The organism is Solirubrobacter pauli (genome assembly GCF_003633755.1).
In the GTDB taxonomy this organism is placed as follows: Bacteria; Actinomycetota; Thermoleophilia; order Solirubrobacterales; family Solirubrobacteraceae; genus Solirubrobacter; species Solirubrobacter pauli.
The window spans coordinates 1,749,726-1,765,973 of the sequence record NZ_RBIL01000001.1 but is presented as its reverse complement, the minus strand read 5'-3'; the positions used below and the strand labels follow the sequence as shown (position 1 = coordinate 1,765,973).

Sequence of the window (16,248 nt, the reverse complement as noted above, 5' to 3'; positions counted from 1 at the left end):
CCCTGGGCACGAACGGAAGGGACCCACCGCATGACCTCGCTCGACCTCGCACGTTGGCAGTTCGGCCTGACGACGCTGCTGCACTTCGCGATCGTCGGAGTGTCGATCGGGCTGACGTTCTTCGTCGCCGTGATGCAGACGCGCTACCTGCGCAGCGGTGATGAACGGTGGCTCCGGCTGACCAAGTACTACGGACGGGCGCTGGTCGTCGTGTTCGCGGTAGGCGTGGTCACCGGGCTCATGCAGACGTTCCAGTTCGGGATGAACTGGGCGGGCTTCTCGCGCTACGTCGGCGACGTGTTCGGCGCGCCGCTCGCGCTCGAAGGCCTCGCGGCGTTCTTCGTCGAGTCGGTGTTCCTCGGCCTGTGGATCTTCGGCTGGGACAAGCTGCGGCCGCGCGTGCATCTCGCGTGCCTGTGGATCGTGAGCGTCGCCACGATGCTGTCCGCCTACAGCATCCTCGTCGCGAACTCGTGGATGCAGCACCCCGTCGGCTACGAGATCGTCGACGGGCGCGCCCAGCTCACCGACGTCTCCGCGGTCCTGTTCAACCTGACCGTCGGCCTCACCGCCGCGCACGTGCTGCTCGCCTCGCTGACGACCGGCGCGGTCGTCGTGCTCGCGATCGCCTGCTGGCAGATCGCCCGCGGACGCGAGGTCGACGTGTTCGGCGCGGTCGCCCGGATGGCGGTCGTGATCGGCCTCGCCGGCGCGTTGGGCGCGGCGGGCGCCGGCCACTTCCAGGGCGTGCTCGCGCTCGAGCAGCAGCCGATGAAGATGGCCGCGGCGGAGGCGCATTACGAGACCGAGGCGCCGGCCGGGTTGTCGCTGTTCGCGCTCGGCGGGCTCTCCACCGACCCCGGGCCGCCGTTCCTGAACCTGAAGCTGCCGGTGGCGCTCAGCTTCCTCAACTCGTTCTCGCTCACGAGCGAGGTGCGCGGGATCGAGCAGTTGCAGGCCGAGTCGGTCGCGCGCTACGGGCCCGGCGACTACACGCCGGTCGTGGCGCTCATGTACTGGAGCTTCCGGCTGATGGTCGGCAGCGGCGTGCTGCTGATCGCGCTGATGGCGTGGGGCTGCCGGCTCGCCGCGACGGGGCGGCTGGAGCGCTCGAAGTGGTTCCTGCGCGCAGCGCCCTTGGCCGTGGCGGTGCCGTTCGCCGCGCAGGCCGGTGGCTGGATCCTGCGCGAGGGCGGACGCCAGCCGTGGATCGTCGAAGGGCTGCTGCGGACGGACGCCGCGTCCTCGGACGTGACCGCGTTGGCCGTGGCGTCGTCGCTGGGCGCGTTCCTGGCCGTGTACGCGGTGATCTTCTGGACGGCCGGACGCGTGCTGCGGCGCGAGCTGTCGCACGGGCTGCCGGCGGTGGAACGAGCGCCGCGCCGCGCTCCCGAGCTGGCCCTGGGGTACTGAGATGCTCGGCCTCGAAGGACTCCCCGCGCTGTGGTTGGCGCTGCTCGGCGTCGTCTGGGCGCTGTACTTCGGCCTCGGCGGCGCCGACCTGGGCGTCTCGATGCTGCTGCGGCGGATGCCCGACCGCGCGGCGGTGCTGCGCTCGAACGGCGCGACGTGGGCGACCAACGACGTCTGGCTCGTGATCGCGATCGCCGCGACGTTCGGCGCCTTCCCCGGCTGGTACGCGGCCTGGATGAGCGGCCTCTACGGCGTGCTCGTCGTGATCATCCTGGCGCTGATCGTGCGCCACGCGGGCGTCGAGCTGATCGGCCACCTGGAGGCGCGCGCGGCTGCGCTCTGGAGCCGGGCGATCGTCGGCGCCGCGTGGGTGAACGCGGTCGGCTGGGGGATCGTGTGGGCCTGGCTATTGCAGGGCGGCGACGTGCTGTCGGTGGCGAACGTGCTCGGCGGCGTGGCCGTCGCGCTCGTGTTCCGCGTGGCCGGCGCGGCCTACCTCGAACGGCGCCTGGAGGACGGCTCGGCGGCGGCGGACGTGCGCCGGCGGACGGCGCCGCTCGCGGTCGCGCTCGCGGTCGTCGCGGGGGTCGCGCTCGGCTCCCCCTGGACCGGGCTCGTCGTGCTCGCGCTCGTGCCGCGCTTCGCGCTCTGGGGTGCGGGGCTGGCGGCCGCGGTCGTCCCGCTGATCGTGCTCGCGACGGTGTCGCCCAACGTGGCGGGCGTCGACCTGCGCGTCGAAGCCGCCGGCGACTACACGCTCACGCTGATGACCGTGATCGCGGGCATCGTGCTGCCGCTGGTCCTGCTCGCGCACCTGCTCGCCTACTCGCGGTTCAAGCGCGAACCGGGCGGGCTGGTGCAGCTGACGCGCCGGGCCATGGAGCAGCTGCGATGAGCGCGCTGCGGCGGGACGACGACGAGCGGCGCCGGCGGGCGGCCGCGCGCGGCGATGGCGCAGGGCGTGACGGCGGCGCTGGACGCGGCGGCCGGGCGGCGCGCCGGGGTGGCGGGCGCGGCCGTGGGCCGCTCCCTCCCGTGCACCTGCGGCTGCTCTCGGTGGCGCCGCGCGCTCGCGCGGCACTGGCGATCGCCGCGGGCGCCGGGCTGCTCGCCGCGGCGCTGCTCGTCGTGCAGGCGTGGCTCGTGGCCGACGCCGTCGCCACGCGCGAGCTCGCCTGGGGGTTGCTCCTGGTCGTGGCGGCGCGTGCGCTGCTGGCCGGCGTGACCGAGCTGGCCGGGCGCCGCGCCGCCGAGGTCGCGCTCTCGCGGCTGCGTGAGCGCGTGGCCGCGCGGGCGCTGGCCGGGCGCGCGCGGGACGCACGGCGCGGGGACATCGCCACGGCCGCCACCCAGGGCCTGGATGCGCTCGCCGAGTACTACGCGCGCGCCGTGCCGCAGCTGGCGCTGGGCGCGGCGGTGCCGATCGGCGTCGTGGCCGTGATCGCCACGCGCGACCTGGTGGTCGGCGTCCTGCTCGGGATCACGCTGCCGATCGTGGTCGTGTTCATGGTGCTCGTCGGCCGCAAGTCGGCCGAGCACGCGCGCGAGCGCCAGCACGCGCTGGCCGTGCTCGGCGCGCACTTCCTCGAGGTGGTGCGCGGGCTGCCGACGCTCCGTGCGCACGGGCGGGAGCAGGCGCAGGCGGCGTCGCTGCAGGCGGTCGGCGAGCGCTACCGCGACGAGTCGCTCGGCGCGCTGCGGGTCGCGTTCCTGAGCGCGCTCGTGCTCGAGTTCCTGGCGATGCTCGGCACGGCGATCGCGGCCGCGGTCGTCGGCGTCCAGCTCGCGGAAGGGCACCTCGACCTGGCGGTCGGGCTGTTCGTGCTGATCCTCGCGCCGGAGGTCTATGCGCCGCTGCGCGCCGCGGGCGCGCGCTTCCACGCGGCCGAGGACGGCGCCGTCGCGGTCCAGCGGCTGTTCGACCTGCTCGACGAGCCCGCGCCCTTCACCGACAGCGGGAACCGCCTGCCCGCGGGCGGCGCGATCGTGCTGCGGGGCGTCGGCGTGGACGGCCACGGCCGCCCCGACCCCCTGCACGGGCTGGACCTGACGATCGAGCCGGGGACGTCGGTCGCGCTCGTCGGGCCGTCGGGCGCCGGCAAGTCGACGCTGCTGCGCCTGCTCGCCCGCGTCCAGGACCCCGACAGCGGCCGGATCACCGTCGGCGGCGTCGACGTCCGCAACATCGACCGCAACGCCTGGTGGCACGACGTCACCTGGCTCGACCAGCGCCCACCGCTGCCCACCGGCACGCTCGGCGAAGCGCTCCGCCTGCACGGAGGCGAGCCCGCCCTGCGCGCCGCGGACGCCGAGGAGATCGTCGCCGCGGTGCCGGAGACGACCCGCGTCGGCGCCGGCGGCCGCCCGTTCTCGCGCGGCCAGGAGCAGCGGCTCGGCCTCGCCGCGGCGCTCGGCTCCGACGCGCCGCTGCTGCTCCTCGACGAGCCGACCGCCCACCTCGACCAGGACTCCACCCGCCGCGTGGCCGAGGGCATCCTGGCGGCCGCGCGTGGCCGCACGCTCGTCGTCGCCACGCACGACGCGCGCCTGGCCTCCCTGTGCGACGTCATCGTCGACCTCGCCGCGCTCGACCCGCCCCGGCCCGACTGGGTGTGGACGAGCGGCTCGCTGCGGGCGACGCGCGTCGACGCGACCGGCGACGGCTCGCTGCGCACGCGACAGGTGTTGCTGAAGAGGGACAGTCCCGCTTCAAGCTCGGGCGGCTCCGGGCTCTCGCTCCGCGGCGCGCCCGTCGCGGCTCGGCCCGCGCGGCAGTGGCCGAAGTGGGCGGGCGTCGCGCTCGGCGTGGCGGGGACGTTGTCCGCGCTGGCCGTGCTCGCCACGAGCGGCTGGCTCGTGACGCGGGCGGCCGAGCAGCCGCCCGTGCTGGCGCTGCTGGTCGGGATCGTCACGGTGCGCGCGCTCGGGCTCGTGCGGGCGCTGGCGCGGTACGGCGAGCGGCTCGCCTCGCACGACGTCGCGCTGCGGCAGCTCGCGGACGTGCGGGTGCGGTTCTTCGAGCGGCTCGCCGCGCGAATCGGCGGGCCGGGCGTGCCTGGCGCCGCGGACCTGCTCGCGCGCTTCACGAGCGACGTGGACGAGCTGCAGCACCTGCACCCACGGGTCGTGCTGCCGGCGGCGGTCGCGGTCGTGGCGTCGCTGGGCGTCGTGCTCGCGGCGGGGCTCATCCTGCCGGTGTCGGCGCTGATCCTCGCCGCGGGGCTCGCGGTCGCGACGCTCCTCGTCCCCGCCGCGACGCACGCGCTCGCCCGCCACACCGCGCCCGGGAAGGCCCGCGCGGCGTTCGGCGCGCAGCTCGTCGAGGCGCTCACGTTCGGCCCGCAGCTCGCGGTCGCGGGGCAGGGCGCGGCGCGGCTCCTCGCGCTCACGGACGCCAGCCGCCGCCTCGCCCGGATCGACCGCGGCCAGGCCCGCGCGGCCGCGTTCGGCGCCGTCACGACCCAGCTCGCCGCCGGCGCGACGCTCGCGGGCGTGATCGCGGTCGGCACGGCGAGCGACCTCGCCACGGTTTGGCTCGGCGCGCTCGTGCTGCTCACGCTGGGCGCGTTCGAGGCGCCCGCGGCGCTCCCCGAGGCGGCGCTGCGGCTGATCGGCGTCCGGGCCGCGAAGGACCGCCTCGCCGCGGCGACGTCAGGCCCGGAGCGGCTCGCCCGCGGCCAGCAGACCGGGGAGCTGCCGCGCGTGGCGGCGCTCACCGCGACCGGGATCGTCCATCGTCCCGGCGGGCCGGGCGCGCCCGTCGTGCTCGACGGCGTCGACCTCGCGGTCGAGCCCGGGCAGCACGTCGCGATCGTCGGGCCGTCCGGGGCCGGCAAGTCGACGCTGGCCGACCTGCTGACCCGGCTCGCCGATCCCGACGCGGGCACGGTCGCGCTCGGCGGGGTGGACCTCAAGGCCGTGCCTGCGGAGCAGACGCGCGAGCGCATCCGCCTGGCCGGCCAGGACGCGCACCTGCTCGCGGGGACGGTCGCCGCCAACGTGCGGATCGGCCGCCCCGAGGCCGGCGACGCCGACATCATCCGGGCGCTGCGCGAAGCGGGTCTGGCCGAGTGGCTCGCCGCGCTCCCGGACGGCATCGACACGCGCGTCGGCGAGGACGGCGTCGCGGTCTCGGGTGGTCAGCGCCAGCGGATCGGGCTCGCGCGTGCCCTGATCAGCCTCGCGGAGATCATCGTGCTCGACGAGCCGACGGCCATGCTGGACCCGGAGACCGCCCGGGCCGTGCGCGAGGACATCCTCGCCACCGACCGGACGCTGATCGTCATCACGCACGACCCGACCGGCCTGGAGGCGTTCGACGCGGTGCTGGAGCTCCGCGACGGCGCGCTCGACGCCGTCGGCGGGTTCGCGTTGCGCTAGCGGGGGCGCGCCGCCTCGGCGGCGCCCACGAGGCACGCCGTGAGCGCCTCCGCGACGCTCCCGTCGGGGTCCAGGTCGGGATCGAAGACCGTCACCTGCATCCCGACGACCGGGCCGCCCAGGAGCCGCGCGAGCAGCGCCGACAGCTCGTCGAACGACAGCCCGTCCGGCTGCGGCGAGTCGACGGCGTCCAGGCGCAGGACGTCGGCGTCGACGTGCACCCAGTACGGGAACGGCGGGACCGCCCACTCGCCTGCGCGCAGCGCGTCGAGGTCGATCACGCGGACGGGAGCGGTGCTGCCGTCGCGCGTGCCGTAGGCCACGACGTCCTCGTCGAGCACGTACGGCCGCAGCCCGTCGATGTCCGCCAGCGTGTCCTCGGCGCGCCCGGTCACGACCGCGAGGTCCTCGCCGGCGACCGCGTCCACGTCCTCGGTCCGGAAGTCCAGGTGCCCGTCGACGAACGCCAGCCCGTAGTGCCCACGGCGCTTCAACGCCAGCATCGCGCCGAGCAGGATCGAGCAGTCGCCGCCGAGCACGAGCGGTTTCGCGCCCTCCCGCAGCAGCTCGCCGAGCCGCGCCGCCAGCTCGACCGTGTAGCCCGGCACCTTCGCGCGGTTCTCGAGCAGCTCCGTCCACGGCGGGGCCTCGACGCGCCCCGCGTCGACCGCGCCGAGGCGCTCCACGAGCCCGCGGGCCCGCAGCGCGTCGGCCAGCCGCCGCGCGCCGGGCTCGACCCCCGGGCGCAGCTGACGCAGCCCGAGGTTGGACGGCGCATCGAGCACGGTCCAGGGCCTATGCGGCAAGGTCGGGCCCTTCGCCGGGGGAGTGGATGAGGATCACTGGCACAGCCGCATCATGGACCACCCGGTCCGCGAACCCGTTCGCGCCGAGGATGATCGCGTCGTGGTCGCCCTCCCGCGCCGCGCGCAGGAGCTCGTGCGCCGGGTCGCCTTCGAGCAGGCGCGTCGTCACCTCGAGGTCATCGGGCACACCGTCGGCGGCCGCGCGGAGCTGCGCCTCGAGCGCGTCCCGCACCGACCAGGCCGGGCGCGGCGCGAGGGCCACGATCGCCAGCCGTGCGCGGGTCACGTGCGCCAGGGCCACCGCGTGCTCGAGCACGAGCGCGGATTCGGGCGAGCCGTCGAACGCGATCAGGACATGGCGGTAGCGCAGCACGGCGCAATAGTGGCACCCGGTACGCTCGCCGTGCCTATGGACGATGTAACGCTTGCGCGCTTCGCCGAGCTCGCTGTCGATTTCGGCGCCAACCTCCAGCCCGGCCAGGTGGTCTCCTTGAGCGGGGCTCCAGGCAAGGAAGCGCTCGTTCGCGCGATCGCGAACCGCGCCTACGAGAAGGGCGCCAAGTTCGTCGACCTCGCGTGGTTCGACCCCTGGATCAAGCGAGCGCGGATCGAGCACGCGGCCGACGAGACACTCGAGTTCGTCCCGCCCTGGTACGGCGAGCGGATCCTGCAGCTCGGCAAGGAACGCGGCGCCGCGATCACGCTGAGCGGTCCGGTCGCGCCCGGCCTGCTCGACGACCTGGACCCGGTGCGCTCAGGCCGTGACCGCCTGCCCGCGATCCGCGAGACCGGCGAGGTCGTCGGCCGCCGCGAGCTCAACTGGACGATCCTGCCCGGGCCGACGCCCGCCTGGGCCGAGCTCGTCCACCCCGGCCTGGAGCCGGCCGAGGCGCTCGCCAAGCTCGAGCAGCAGCTCCTGCACGTGCTGCGGCTGGACGAGGAGGACCCGGTCGCGGCCTGGCGCACCCGCGCCGACCGGCTGGTGTCCGTCGCGCAGGTGCTCACCGACCGCCAGTTCGACGCCCTCCACTACGAGGGCCCAGGCACCGACATGACGGTCGGCCTGCTCCCGGGCGCCTCGTGGCAGGCCGCCCGCTTCCAGACCGCCGACGGCATCCCGCACATGCCGAACCTCCCGACCGAGGAGGTGTTCACGAGCCCGGACCCGTCCCGCGTGGACGGCCACGTGACGTCCTCCAAGCCGCTCGTCCTGATCGACGGCACGGTCGTCCGCGACCTCTACGTGCGCTTCGAGAACGGCCGCGCGGTCGAGCTGAACTCGAGCACCGCGCAGGAGACGATGCGCACGATCATCACCCGCGACGAGGGCGCCGCCCGCCTGGGCGAGGTCGCGCTCGTCGACAACGAGGGCCGGATCGGCGCGCTCGACACCGTCTTCTACGACACGCTCCTGGACGAGAACGCCGCCTCGCACATCGCGCTGGGCCGCGCCTTCCCGTTCCTCGCCGGCGACGAGCAGACCGCCGCCCGCATGAACGAGTCCGACATCCACATCGACTTCATGATCGGCTCCGACCAGCTCGACATCACCGGCATCACCACCGACGGTGAGCGCGTCCCGGTGCTCTTCGGAGGGGCCTGGCGAATCTGACGCACTATCCTGTCGCGCTGATCCAGGAGAGGTGCCGGAGCGGCTGAACGGGCACGACTGGAAATCGTGTGATGGGGAAACTCATCCGGGGGTTCGAATCCCCCTCTCTCCGTAGCGGCTGCGTCAGCGATCGATGCGCAGCTTGACCGACCCGCCCGGCACGGCCGAGATGGTCACGACGGCGTTGCCGGCCTCGAACTCGTGCACGAGGCCCTGGCCGCCGGCCGCGCCGCGGGCGACGGCGGCGTCGATGCCGTCGCGCAACTCGCGCAGCCCGGCCTGGTCGAGGGTGAGCTGGGCGTCGTCGACGGTGAGGACCGCGGACCCGTCGGGGCCGGGGTCAAGCGTGAAGGGCACGTCCATGGTCCGTACGATCCTGGCATGAGCGTCTACGAGTCGACCGTGAGGCCCCTGCTGTTCCGGCTCGACGCGGAGCGGGCGCACAACCTGACGCTGGCGGCGTCGGAGCTCGGTGGGCGGTCGTCGGTCGTGCGACGCGTGGCGCAGCGGGCGTTCACGCTGCGGGACCCGCGGCTGGAGACGACCCTGGCGGGCATCCCGGTGGCCAACCCGCTCGGGCTCGCCGCCGGGTTCGACAAGAACGCGCGGGCGGTGCGGATGCTCGGGGCGCTCGGGTTCGGGCACCTGGAGATCGGGTCGGTGTCCGCCGACGCCTCCGACGGGAACCCGAAGCCGCGGCTGTTCCGCGTGCCGCAGGACGAGGCGATCGTCGTCGCCTACGGGGTGCCCAACGAGGGCGCCGAGGCCGTCCGCGAGCGGCTGGCGGGGCCGCGGCCCGTGCCCGTCGGCGTGAACCTGGTCAAGACCAACGACCCCGCGAAGCCCGCGGCCGGTCCCGAGGTCTACGAGGACTACGCGGCGTCCTTCAGCGTCCTGCAGGACCGCGCCGACTACGTCGCGCTCAACCTCAGCTGCCCGAACTCGGCGGCCGACCGCGACTTCTTCGACGACCTGACGCGGATCGACGCGCTGCTCGCCCGCCTCGCCGAGTGCGACCCGCGCGTGCCGCTGATCCTCAAGCTCAAGCCGACTCGGGATGCGGGCGTCCTGCGGGAGATCGTCGCGATCGCCGACGGCCACCCGTTCGTGTCGGGCTTCGCGATCAACCTGCCGTCGGGCAAGCCGGACTTCCTGGACCTCACGGTCGCGCGCGACTCGCTCGACCGCATGCCGGGCGCGGTCGGCGGTCCGCCGGTCGAGGCGTACGTGAACGCGATCCTCGGCACGCTGAAGGGGATCACGGGGGACCGCTACACGCTGATCGCGGCGGGCGGCGTCATGAGCGGCGAGGCCGCCTACACGAAGCTGCAGCTGGGCGCGACCAACGTGCAGCTGTACACCGGGCTCGTATACCACGGCCCGGCGCTCGTGAAGCGCATCCTCGCGGAGCTGCTGGAGCGGATGGACTAGGGCGCCCAGACGAGCGAGAGGCGCTCGACGGCGACGTCGGACGCCTCGGCGCGGATCGCGGCCGGCTCGATCGCGTCGCCGATCGCGCGCCACTTCGCGTCGATCTCCAGGACCGCGGTCTCGATCTCGCGCTCGACCTCCAGCAGGTCGTCGGTGGCGTCGGCGACCTTCGCCTCGGCCACGCGGCGCTTGGCCGCCGTCCGGGAGGAGCGGCCGAGCGCGCCCGCGATCGACCGCGTCCGGCGACGCCCGCCCATCAACGCGCCGAGCAGCGCGCCCGCGCCCGCCGCGAGCTGCTCGGCCTGCTGGGTGCGCTCCTCGTACGTGAGGTCCTCGACCCGTCGCCGTGCCGTCTCCAGCGCGCGCTCGAACCGGTTCTGGCGCGTCTCGAGCCGGTCGCGCAGCTTCGCCGTCTCGGCGTCCGCCGCCTCCTGCGCGGCGAGGTCGCAGCGTGCCGCGAACGCCTCCGCGGTCTCGCCCGGCCGGGACAGGAGCTTGAGCTTGGCGTTGCGCTGCAGCGGCAGGGGGCGCTCTGCGACGACGTGGCGCTCGATCGCCTGCTCGGCGTCGCGGAAGAACGCGCGGTCGCCGATCGGCACGCTCGGCAGGACATACTCGGCGCCCACGGGCGCGGTCTCACCCACCGGCGTCGACAGCGCGACCTCCCGCGCCACGTCGAAGCCCTCGTCCAGCGGCCCGTACGCCGCCTCGAAGCGGCTGAGCTCGTCCACGCCCGGGTCGTCGTAGCGGACGCTCACCTGCGCGCGCAGGTACGCGCGCAGCCGGCCGCTTCCCGCCCAGCCGACCGGCACGCCGTCCGCCACCGGCGGCGCGACCGGCGTGCCGTTCACGCCCGGACCGGGCGCGGCGACCGGCGCCGGGATCGGCACGTCCGGGGTCACCGCCGCGATCTGCTCACGTGTGAGCGGGCCGCTGAGCGTCGAGTGCGTGTCACGCGTGCCGAACACGACGGGCTGGTTGGCCCGCGCGCTGACGAGCATGAACTGGCGCTTCGCCAGACCGCCGATCGCCGCGTCCAACGCCCCGATGTCGGCGCCACCGGCCGCCGACCGCAACCCTTCGAGCACGCGCGCCTTGTCGTTCTCCGTCTGCAGCCGCCCGACCATCCACGTGCCGGCGTTGGCCATCGCCTTGTAGTCGAGGTCGACCGGGTTCTGCGTCGCCAGCACCATGCCGACGCCGTACGCGCGCGCCTGCTTGAGGATCGTCAGGATCGGCGCCTTCGCGGGCGGCGTTGCGGTCGGCGGCGCGAAGCCGAACACCTCGTCCATGTAGACGAGCGCGCGCAGGTCGGTGCTGCCCGGCTGGCCGCGCATCCACGTGACGAGCTTGGAGAGCACGAGCGTGACCGCGAACTGGCGCTCCTCCTCGGACAGGTGCGCGAGGTAGACGATCGACGCGCGCGGGCCGTTCAGCAGCGCGCCGACGTCCAGCGGCGCGCCTGCACTCCAGGCCGCGAACGACGGTGACGCCGCGAGCCCGTTCAGCCGCATCGCCAATGCCATCCGGTCCTTGGGCGGGAAGAACACGTCGACGTCGAACACGCCGAGCTTGCGCAGCGGCGGCGAGCCGATCTCGCCGATCAGCGTCGCGAGGTCGTACGCGCGCCCGGCGCGCCAGGCGTGCTCGATCAGGTTCGCGAGCAGCACGAACTCGCGGCTGGCGAGAGGGTCCGCGGTGATGCCGACCAGCCCGAGGAGGCTCGTGACGATGCTCTCGATCTCGTCGCGCAGCGCCTCGGCCTCGCTGTCCCACGACAGCGGGGGCGGCGCCAGCGAGCCGATCAGGTTGAGCGGCACGCCCGCCTCCGAGCCGGGCGTGTAGATCGTCACGTCGTCGCCGGCGAGGTTGCCCATGTCGCCCTTGGGATCGAGGATGAGCGCGGGGATGCCGGCCGCGAGCACCTCCTCGAGGAGCACGATCGCGAGCCCGGTCTTGCCCGAGCCGGTCATGCCGACGATCACGCCGTGCGTCGTCAGGTCGGCGGGATCGAGATCGAGCGGCGCGCCGTCGGTCGTGCTCCCGATCCGCATCAGACCGTGAACTCCACCGTGCGCGCGGCGGGGTCGGCGCGCACGAGGCGCACGACCACCGCGCTGCCCTGCTCAGGCGCGCCGTCGACCTTCGCCCGCACGGCGGGGTCGCGCAGCTGGACCACGCCCTCGTCGATCACGACGCCCTCGAAGCGCTCGCCCTCCCGCCCCTGCAGGAGCACGGCTTCGACCAGGTCGACGACCGCGCGGTCCACCGCTCCGGCGCGCCGGGAGGCCGCGGCCATCGTCTTCGGCAGGTCCGGCAGCGCGGCGCGATCCGGCGCCCCGAGGCAGCAGTCGGACACGTAGCGGTCCTGCAGCCGGCGCAGGGGCGCGGTGGCGTGCGCGTAGGGCGCCGCGACCGCCCAGTGCGCCGGCTGCTCGGGCAGCTCGCCGTCGAACGCCGTGTAGCCGGCGCCGGAGCCGATCCGCGACGCCTCGTGCATGACCGCCGCGTGCGCGGGGATCGACGGGTCCAGGCGGCGGACGAACTCGGGGTAGGTCACGTCGGGCGCCCAGATCACGCCGAGCGCCGCCGCGGCGAGCCGGAAGCGCGTGAAGGACTTCTCGGACGGCGGGGGCTGGGTGCGCAGGATGCCGACCCGCGCCTCGAGCATGCGCGCGGCCGCGGCCATGCCCGTCAGCAGCGACAGCTGGGCGTTGAAGTCCTCGTACTCGTTCGGGACGCGGTAGGAGGTCGTCCAGCCGCCATTCTGCGACACCACCTCCTGCTCGGGCACGGCGAGGCGCACGCCGCCACGCTCGCGCTCGACCGCCAGCCGCCGCTCGCCGATCTCGCGCAGCAGCGGCGCGACCGCGTCCGGCACGTCCTGGTAGGTGTGCTGCGCGGTGCTGCGCACGACCTTGCGCGCGACGTCCACGGCCACGAGCTCGCCGTCCGCGTCGAGGTTGAGCGTCCACAGCACCGCCGGTCGCCACTCGCCCGGCAGCAGCGACGCCGCGCCTTCGGACAGCGCCGGCGGGTACAGCGGGATCTTCCCGTCGGGCATGTAGATCGTCGCGCCGCGCGCGTGCGCCTCACGGTCCAACGCGCCGCCGTCGCGCACGAAGAACCCGGGGTCGGCGATCGCGTAGGACACGCGGTACCCGTCGTCGCGCCGCGCGAGATGCAGCGCCTGGTCCAGGTCGCGCGCACCCGGTGGGTCGACCGTCACGAACGGCAGGTCGACGCGCTCGCCCTCGACGGGCGCGCGCACGGCCGCCTCGGCCTCCGCCACCACATCGGCGGGGAACGCGCCCGGCACGTCGAGCTCGTCACGGATGGCGGCCAGGCCCTCCGCGAGCGCGGAGGCGGGAACGACGCGAAGCCAGCGAGTCAGCACGCGCCGGTGCTACCCGAAACTTAAAGTGCCTGGCACTTTAAGTTCCGACCGGGTGCCAGGCGGTCTTGAGCTCGACCAGGGGTTCGAGGCGGGTGAGGGAGTCGGTGTAGGGGGTCGGGCGGGACACGCGCTTGACCGTCTCGGCCGCGAGCTCGTCGACCGTCGCGGCCACCGAGTCGTCGCTCGTCGCGTCGACGATCGCGTTGACGTCGCGGTGTCCGCACAGCGGCGTGAGCAGCTCGTCCAGCCGGCCGGAGATGAGGTTCAGCACGCCACCGGGGATGTCGGAGACGCCAGCGACCTCGCCCAGGTCCAGCGGGCGCAGCGGAGAGCTGCGGGAGACCACGGCGACCACGGTGTTCCCCGCGGCCAGTGCGGGCGCGACCTCGCGGATCAGGCCGAGCACGTCCGGCCGGTCCGGCGCGAGCACCGCCACGACCCCGGTCGGCTCGGGCGAGGAGAAGGACAGGAACGGCGCCGCGACCGGGTTCACGCCGCCCATGACCGCCGCCAGCTTGTCCGTCCAGCCCGCGTAGTGCACGAGCAGGTCGACGGCCTCGCCGTACTCGTCGGAGCCGTCGGAGCGCGACTCGAGCGCCTCCGCGAACCGGTACAGCACCTGGCCGCGGTTGTAGGCCGTCTTCTTCGCCCAACCGGGCGCCGCGGCGCGCGCGGCCTTGACCGCGTCGCGGATGTCCTTGCGGGAGCCGCGGGGCACGTTGACCCCGCCGATCGGGTCGGTCCGGCCGGACTCCGAACGCACGAACGCGCCTCCCAGGTAGAGCTTGTACGTCTTGGCGACCGCGGCCCGGCTCATGACGCGAACCTCACGTACGGCGCCAGCCCGGCGGGCCCGCCCTCGCGGCCGAACCCGCTCTCCTTGAAGCCCCCGAAGGCGGCCGTCGGGTCGAACTTGTTGTACGTGTTCTGCCAGACCACGCCGGCGCGGAGCTTCGAGGCGACCTCGAAGGCCTTCGCGCCGTTGTCCGTCCACACGCCCGCCGCGAGCCCGTAGGCGGAGTTGTTCGCGCGCTCGACCGCCTCGGCCGGCGAGCGGAACGTCGTCACCGACACGACGGGGCCGAAGATCTCCTCGACCGCGATCCGGTTGGCGGGGGCGACGTCCAGGAACAGCGTCGGCGCGAACCAGTAGCCCTGCTCGGGCAGCTCGCAGGCGACGCTGCGCCGCGTCGCGCCCTCGCGCTCGCCCGCGGCCACGAGGTCGTTGATCCGCGCGAGCTGCTCGGCGGAGTTGATCGCGCCGACGTCCGTGTTCTTGTCCAGCGGGTCGCCGACGCGCAGGCGCTCCATCCGCGCCCACAGCTTGCGCACGACCTCCTCGGCCACGCTCTCCTGCAGCAGCAGCCGCGAGCCCGCGCAGCACACGTGGCCCTGGTTGAAGAAGATGCCCTCGATGATCCCTTCGACCGCCTGGTCGAGCGCGGCGTCCTCGAACACGATGTTGGCCGACTTGCCGCCGAGCTCGAGCGTGAGCCCCCGGCCGGTGCCGGCCAGCGCGCGCTGGATCTCCTTGCCGACCGCGGTGGAGCCGGTGAAGGCGACCTTGTCGACGTCGGAGCGCACGAGCGCGGCGCCCGCGGACCCGTCGCCGGCGACGATGTTCACGACGCCGTCCGGGAGGCCCGCCTCCTCGATGATCTCGGCCAGGATGAGCGCCGTCAGCGGCGTCGTCTCGGCCGGCTTGAGCACGGCGGTGTTGCCGGTCGCCAGCGCGGGCGCGAGCTTCCACGCCGCCATCAGCAGCGGGAAGTTCCACGGCACGACCTGGCCGACGACACCGCGCGGCTCATGCGCGCGTCCCGCGAAGGCGTACGACAGCTTGTCGGCCCAGCCCGCGTAGGAGAAGAAGTGCGCCGCCGCGAGCGGCACGTCGACGTCGCGGGACTCGCGGATCGGCTTGCCTCCGTCCAGCGTCTCCACGATCGCCAGCTCGCGCGAGCGCTCCTGGATGAGCCGTGCGATCCGGAACAGGTACTTGCCGCGCTCGAGCGCCGGCAGCGCGGCCCAGCCGGCGGCCGCGGCGCGCGCGGCCTCCACGGCGCGGGCCACGTCGCCCGGCCCCGCGAACGCGACCTCGGCCAGCACCTCCTCGGTGGCGGGGTTGACGGTCGAGACCACGGTCCCGTCCGTCGGCGCGACGAACTTCCCGCCGATGAACAGGTCGTAGCGCGGCTTCAGCGGCGCCGCGTCGCGCGACTCCGGGGCCGGCGCGTAGTCCCACTTCAAGGCTGCACGTTCAACGGTCGCCATCCAGCCTCACTCCTTCGAGAAGTCCTCGGCGCGCCCGTAATGGCCGCCGTCGAGCTTGGCGTACTGCATCAGCAGGTCGTTCAGGAGCGACGATGCGCCGATCCGGAAGCGCTCCGACGTGAGCCAGTCGTCCCCGAGCGTCTCCTTGACGAGCACCAGCATGTGCAGCGCCGCCTTCGTGTTCGAGACGCCGCCGGCCGCCTTGACGCCGACGATCTCGCCGGTGCGGTGCGCGTGGTCGCGCACGGTCTCCAGCATCACCAGGACGACGCCCGGGGTGGCGCCGGAGGACGCCTTGCCGGTCGACGTCTTGATCCAGTCCGCGCCCGCGGCGATCACCAGCTCCGACGCGTGGCGCACGTGCGCGTAGGTCGGCAGCTCCGCGGTCTCGAGGATCACCTTCAGGTGCGCCGGGCCGCACGCCTCCTTGACGGCCTCGACCTCGCGGGCCACGCGCGCGTCGTCCCCGCGCAGGTACGCGTCGCGCGAGATCACCATGTCGATCTCCGTCGCGCCGGCGGCGACCGCCTCGCGCGTCTCGTCGACCTTGACCTTCAGCGACGTCTGCCCGGCCGGGAACCCGGTGGCGACCGACGCGACCGCCACGCCGGAGCCCTGCAGCGCCTCGGCGGCGACGCCGACCAGCGACGGATACACGCACACGGCCGCCACGCTCGGGATCTCCGGCCGCAGGCCGTCCGGGCAGACGGCCTTCGCGCAGAGGTGACGGACCTTGCCGGGCGTGTCCGACCCCTCCAGCGTCGTGAGGTCGATCATCGACGTGGCGAGACGGATGCCCTCGCGCTTGGCGGTCGTCTTGATCGACCGGCGCCCGAGTGCCGCGGCCCGCTCGTCGACCCCGACACGGTTGACGGGGATGAGGGAACGGCTCATGCGGCCAGTGTGGCATGACCGGGAATAGCCGACGTCCCTTCATC

At 74.2% G+C, this 16,248-nt stretch carries 13 protein-coding genes and 1 tRNA gene; 6 read left to right on the top strand and 8 right to left on the bottom strand.

Features of this window, described 5'->3' with window-relative positions:
- Positions 1-30: 30 nt before the first annotated feature.
- Genes C8N24_RS08270 through cydD form a run of 3 tightly spaced genes read left to right on the top strand, consistent with a single transcriptional unit; the run spans position 31 to position 5,793 of the window.
- Positions 31-1,413, top strand: a complete 1,383-nt coding sequence (locus tag C8N24_RS08270) for a cytochrome ubiquinol oxidase subunit I (RefSeq protein ID WP_170178936.1) — start codon at positions 31-33, stop codon at positions 1,411-1,413.
- Position 1,414: 1 nt separating this feature from the next.
- Positions 1,415-2,308: a cytochrome d ubiquinol oxidase subunit II gene (locus tag C8N24_RS08265; protein ID WP_121249597.1), complete on the top strand. Its 894-nt coding sequence runs from the start codon at positions 1,415-1,417 to the stop codon at positions 2,306-2,308.
- A complete protein-coding gene (gene cydD / locus C8N24_RS08260) occupies positions 2,305-5,793 on the top strand; it encodes a thiol reductant ABC exporter subunit CydD (RefSeq protein ID WP_121249596.1) in 3,489 nt (1,162 codons plus the stop codon). The genes C8N24_RS08265 and cydD overlap by 4 nt, the downstream gene beginning before the upstream one ends.
- Here the strand turns inward: cydD and C8N24_RS08255 are convergent.
- Together C8N24_RS08255 and C8N24_RS33765 are read right to left on the bottom strand one after the other, a co-directional pair.
- Entirely contained in the window at positions 5,790-6,578 is a 789-nt protein-coding gene (locus C8N24_RS08255) for an arginase family protein (RefSeq protein ID WP_121249595.1), read from the bottom strand. The genes cydD and C8N24_RS08255 overlap by 4 nt on opposite strands.
- A 10-nt stretch (positions 6,579-6,588) precedes the next feature.
- Positions 6,589-6,972, bottom strand: a complete 384-nt coding sequence (locus C8N24_RS33765) for a universal stress protein (protein WP_170178935.1) — start codon at positions 6,970-6,972, stop codon at positions 6,589-6,591.
- A 36-nt stretch (positions 6,973-7,008) separates the two neighbouring features.
- On the opposite strand from C8N24_RS33765, the gene C8N24_RS08245 reads away from it, so the two are divergent.
- A complete protein-coding gene (locus C8N24_RS08245; protein ID WP_121253028.1) occupies positions 7,009-8,211 on the top strand; it encodes an aminopeptidase in 1,203 nt (400 codons plus the stop codon).
- A gap of 25 nt (positions 8,212-8,236) precedes the next feature.
- Positions 8,237-8,323 (top strand) — tRNA-Ser (locus C8N24_RS08240).
- 11 nt (positions 8,324-8,334) lie between these two features.
- Here C8N24_RS08240 and C8N24_RS08235 read toward each other — a convergent pair.
- Positions 8,335-8,574, bottom strand: coding sequence for a hypothetical protein (locus tag C8N24_RS08235; protein WP_121249594.1), 240 nt, complete (start codon positions 8,572-8,574; stop codon positions 8,335-8,337).
- An 18-nt stretch (positions 8,575-8,592) separates the two neighbouring features.
- On the opposite strand from C8N24_RS08235, the gene C8N24_RS08230 reads away from it, so the two are divergent.
- Entirely contained in the window at positions 8,593-9,642 is a 1,050-nt protein-coding gene (locus tag C8N24_RS08230) for a quinone-dependent dihydroorotate dehydrogenase (protein WP_121249593.1), read from the top strand.
- Here the strand turns inward: C8N24_RS08230 and C8N24_RS08225 are convergent.
- Genes C8N24_RS08225 through deoC form a run of 5 tightly spaced genes read right to left on the bottom strand, consistent with a single transcriptional unit; the run spans position 9,639 to position 16,204 of the window.
- Positions 9,639-11,696 (bottom strand): ATP-binding protein, encoded by a 2,058-nt coding sequence (locus tag C8N24_RS08225; RefSeq protein WP_121249592.1) that lies wholly within the window; start codon positions 11,694-11,696, stop codon positions 9,639-9,641. The two genes, C8N24_RS08230 and C8N24_RS08225, sit on opposite strands and share 4 nt — an antisense overlap.
- A complete protein-coding gene (locus tag C8N24_RS08220) occupies positions 11,696-13,039 on the bottom strand; it encodes an RNB domain-containing ribonuclease (RefSeq protein WP_121249591.1) in 1,344 nt (447 codons plus the stop codon). The genes C8N24_RS08225 and C8N24_RS08220 overlap by 1 nt, the downstream gene beginning before the upstream one ends.
- 37 nt (positions 13,040-13,076) lie before the next feature.
- Positions 13,077-13,856, bottom strand: coding sequence for an aldehyde dehydrogenase family protein (locus tag C8N24_RS08215; RefSeq protein ID WP_121249590.1), 780 nt, complete (start codon positions 13,854-13,856; stop codon positions 13,077-13,079).
- Positions 13,853-15,286 (bottom strand): aldehyde dehydrogenase family protein, encoded by a 1,434-nt coding sequence (locus tag C8N24_RS08210; RefSeq protein ID WP_121249589.1) that lies wholly within the window; start codon positions 15,284-15,286, stop codon positions 13,853-13,855. Before C8N24_RS08210 ends, C8N24_RS08215 begins: the two co-directional genes overlap by 4 nt.
- A 30-nt stretch (positions 15,287-15,316) precedes the next feature.
- Positions 15,317-16,204: a deoxyribose-phosphate aldolase gene (gene deoC, locus C8N24_RS08205; RefSeq protein WP_121249588.1), complete on the bottom strand. Its 888-nt coding sequence runs from the start codon at positions 16,202-16,204 to the stop codon at positions 15,317-15,319.
- Positions 16,205-16,248 lie beyond the last annotated feature (44 nt).

Bases quoted from the DNA above. Each gene is read 5' to 3' on its own strand.
- C8N24_RS08235 (WP_121249594.1), bottom strand. From the start codon at position 8,574: ATGGACGTGCCCTTCACGCTTGACCCCGGCCCCGACGGGTCCGCGGTC.
- C8N24_RS08230 (WP_121249593.1), top strand. From the start codon at position 8,593: ATGAGCGTCTACGAGTCGACCGTGAGGCCCCTGCTGTTCCGGCTCGAC.
- C8N24_RS08215 (WP_121249590.1), bottom strand. From the start codon at position 13,856: ATGAGCCGGGCCGCGGTCGCCAAGACGTACAAGCTCTACCTGGGAGGC.
- C8N24_RS08265 (WP_121249597.1), top strand. From the start codon at position 1,415: ATGCTCGGCCTCGAAGGACTCCCCGCGCTGTGGTTGGCGCTGCTCGGC.
- C8N24_RS08245 (WP_121253028.1), top strand. From the start codon at position 7,009: ATGGACGATGTAACGCTTGCGCGCTTCGCCGAGCTCGCTGTCGATTTC.
- cydD (WP_121249596.1), top strand. From the start codon at position 2,305: ATGAGCGCGCTGCGGCGGGACGACGACGAGCGGCGCCGGCGGGCGGCC.
- C8N24_RS08270 (WP_170178936.1), top strand. From the start codon at position 31: ATGACCTCGCTCGACCTCGCACGTTGGCAGTTCGGCCTGACGACGCTG.
- deoC (WP_121249588.1), bottom strand. From the start codon at position 16,204: ATGAGCCGTTCCCTCATCCCCGTCAACCGTGTCGGGGTCGACGAGCGG.
- C8N24_RS08225 (WP_121249592.1), bottom strand. From the start codon at position 11,696: ATGCGGATCGGGAGCACGACCGACGGCGCGCCGCTCGATCTCGATCCC.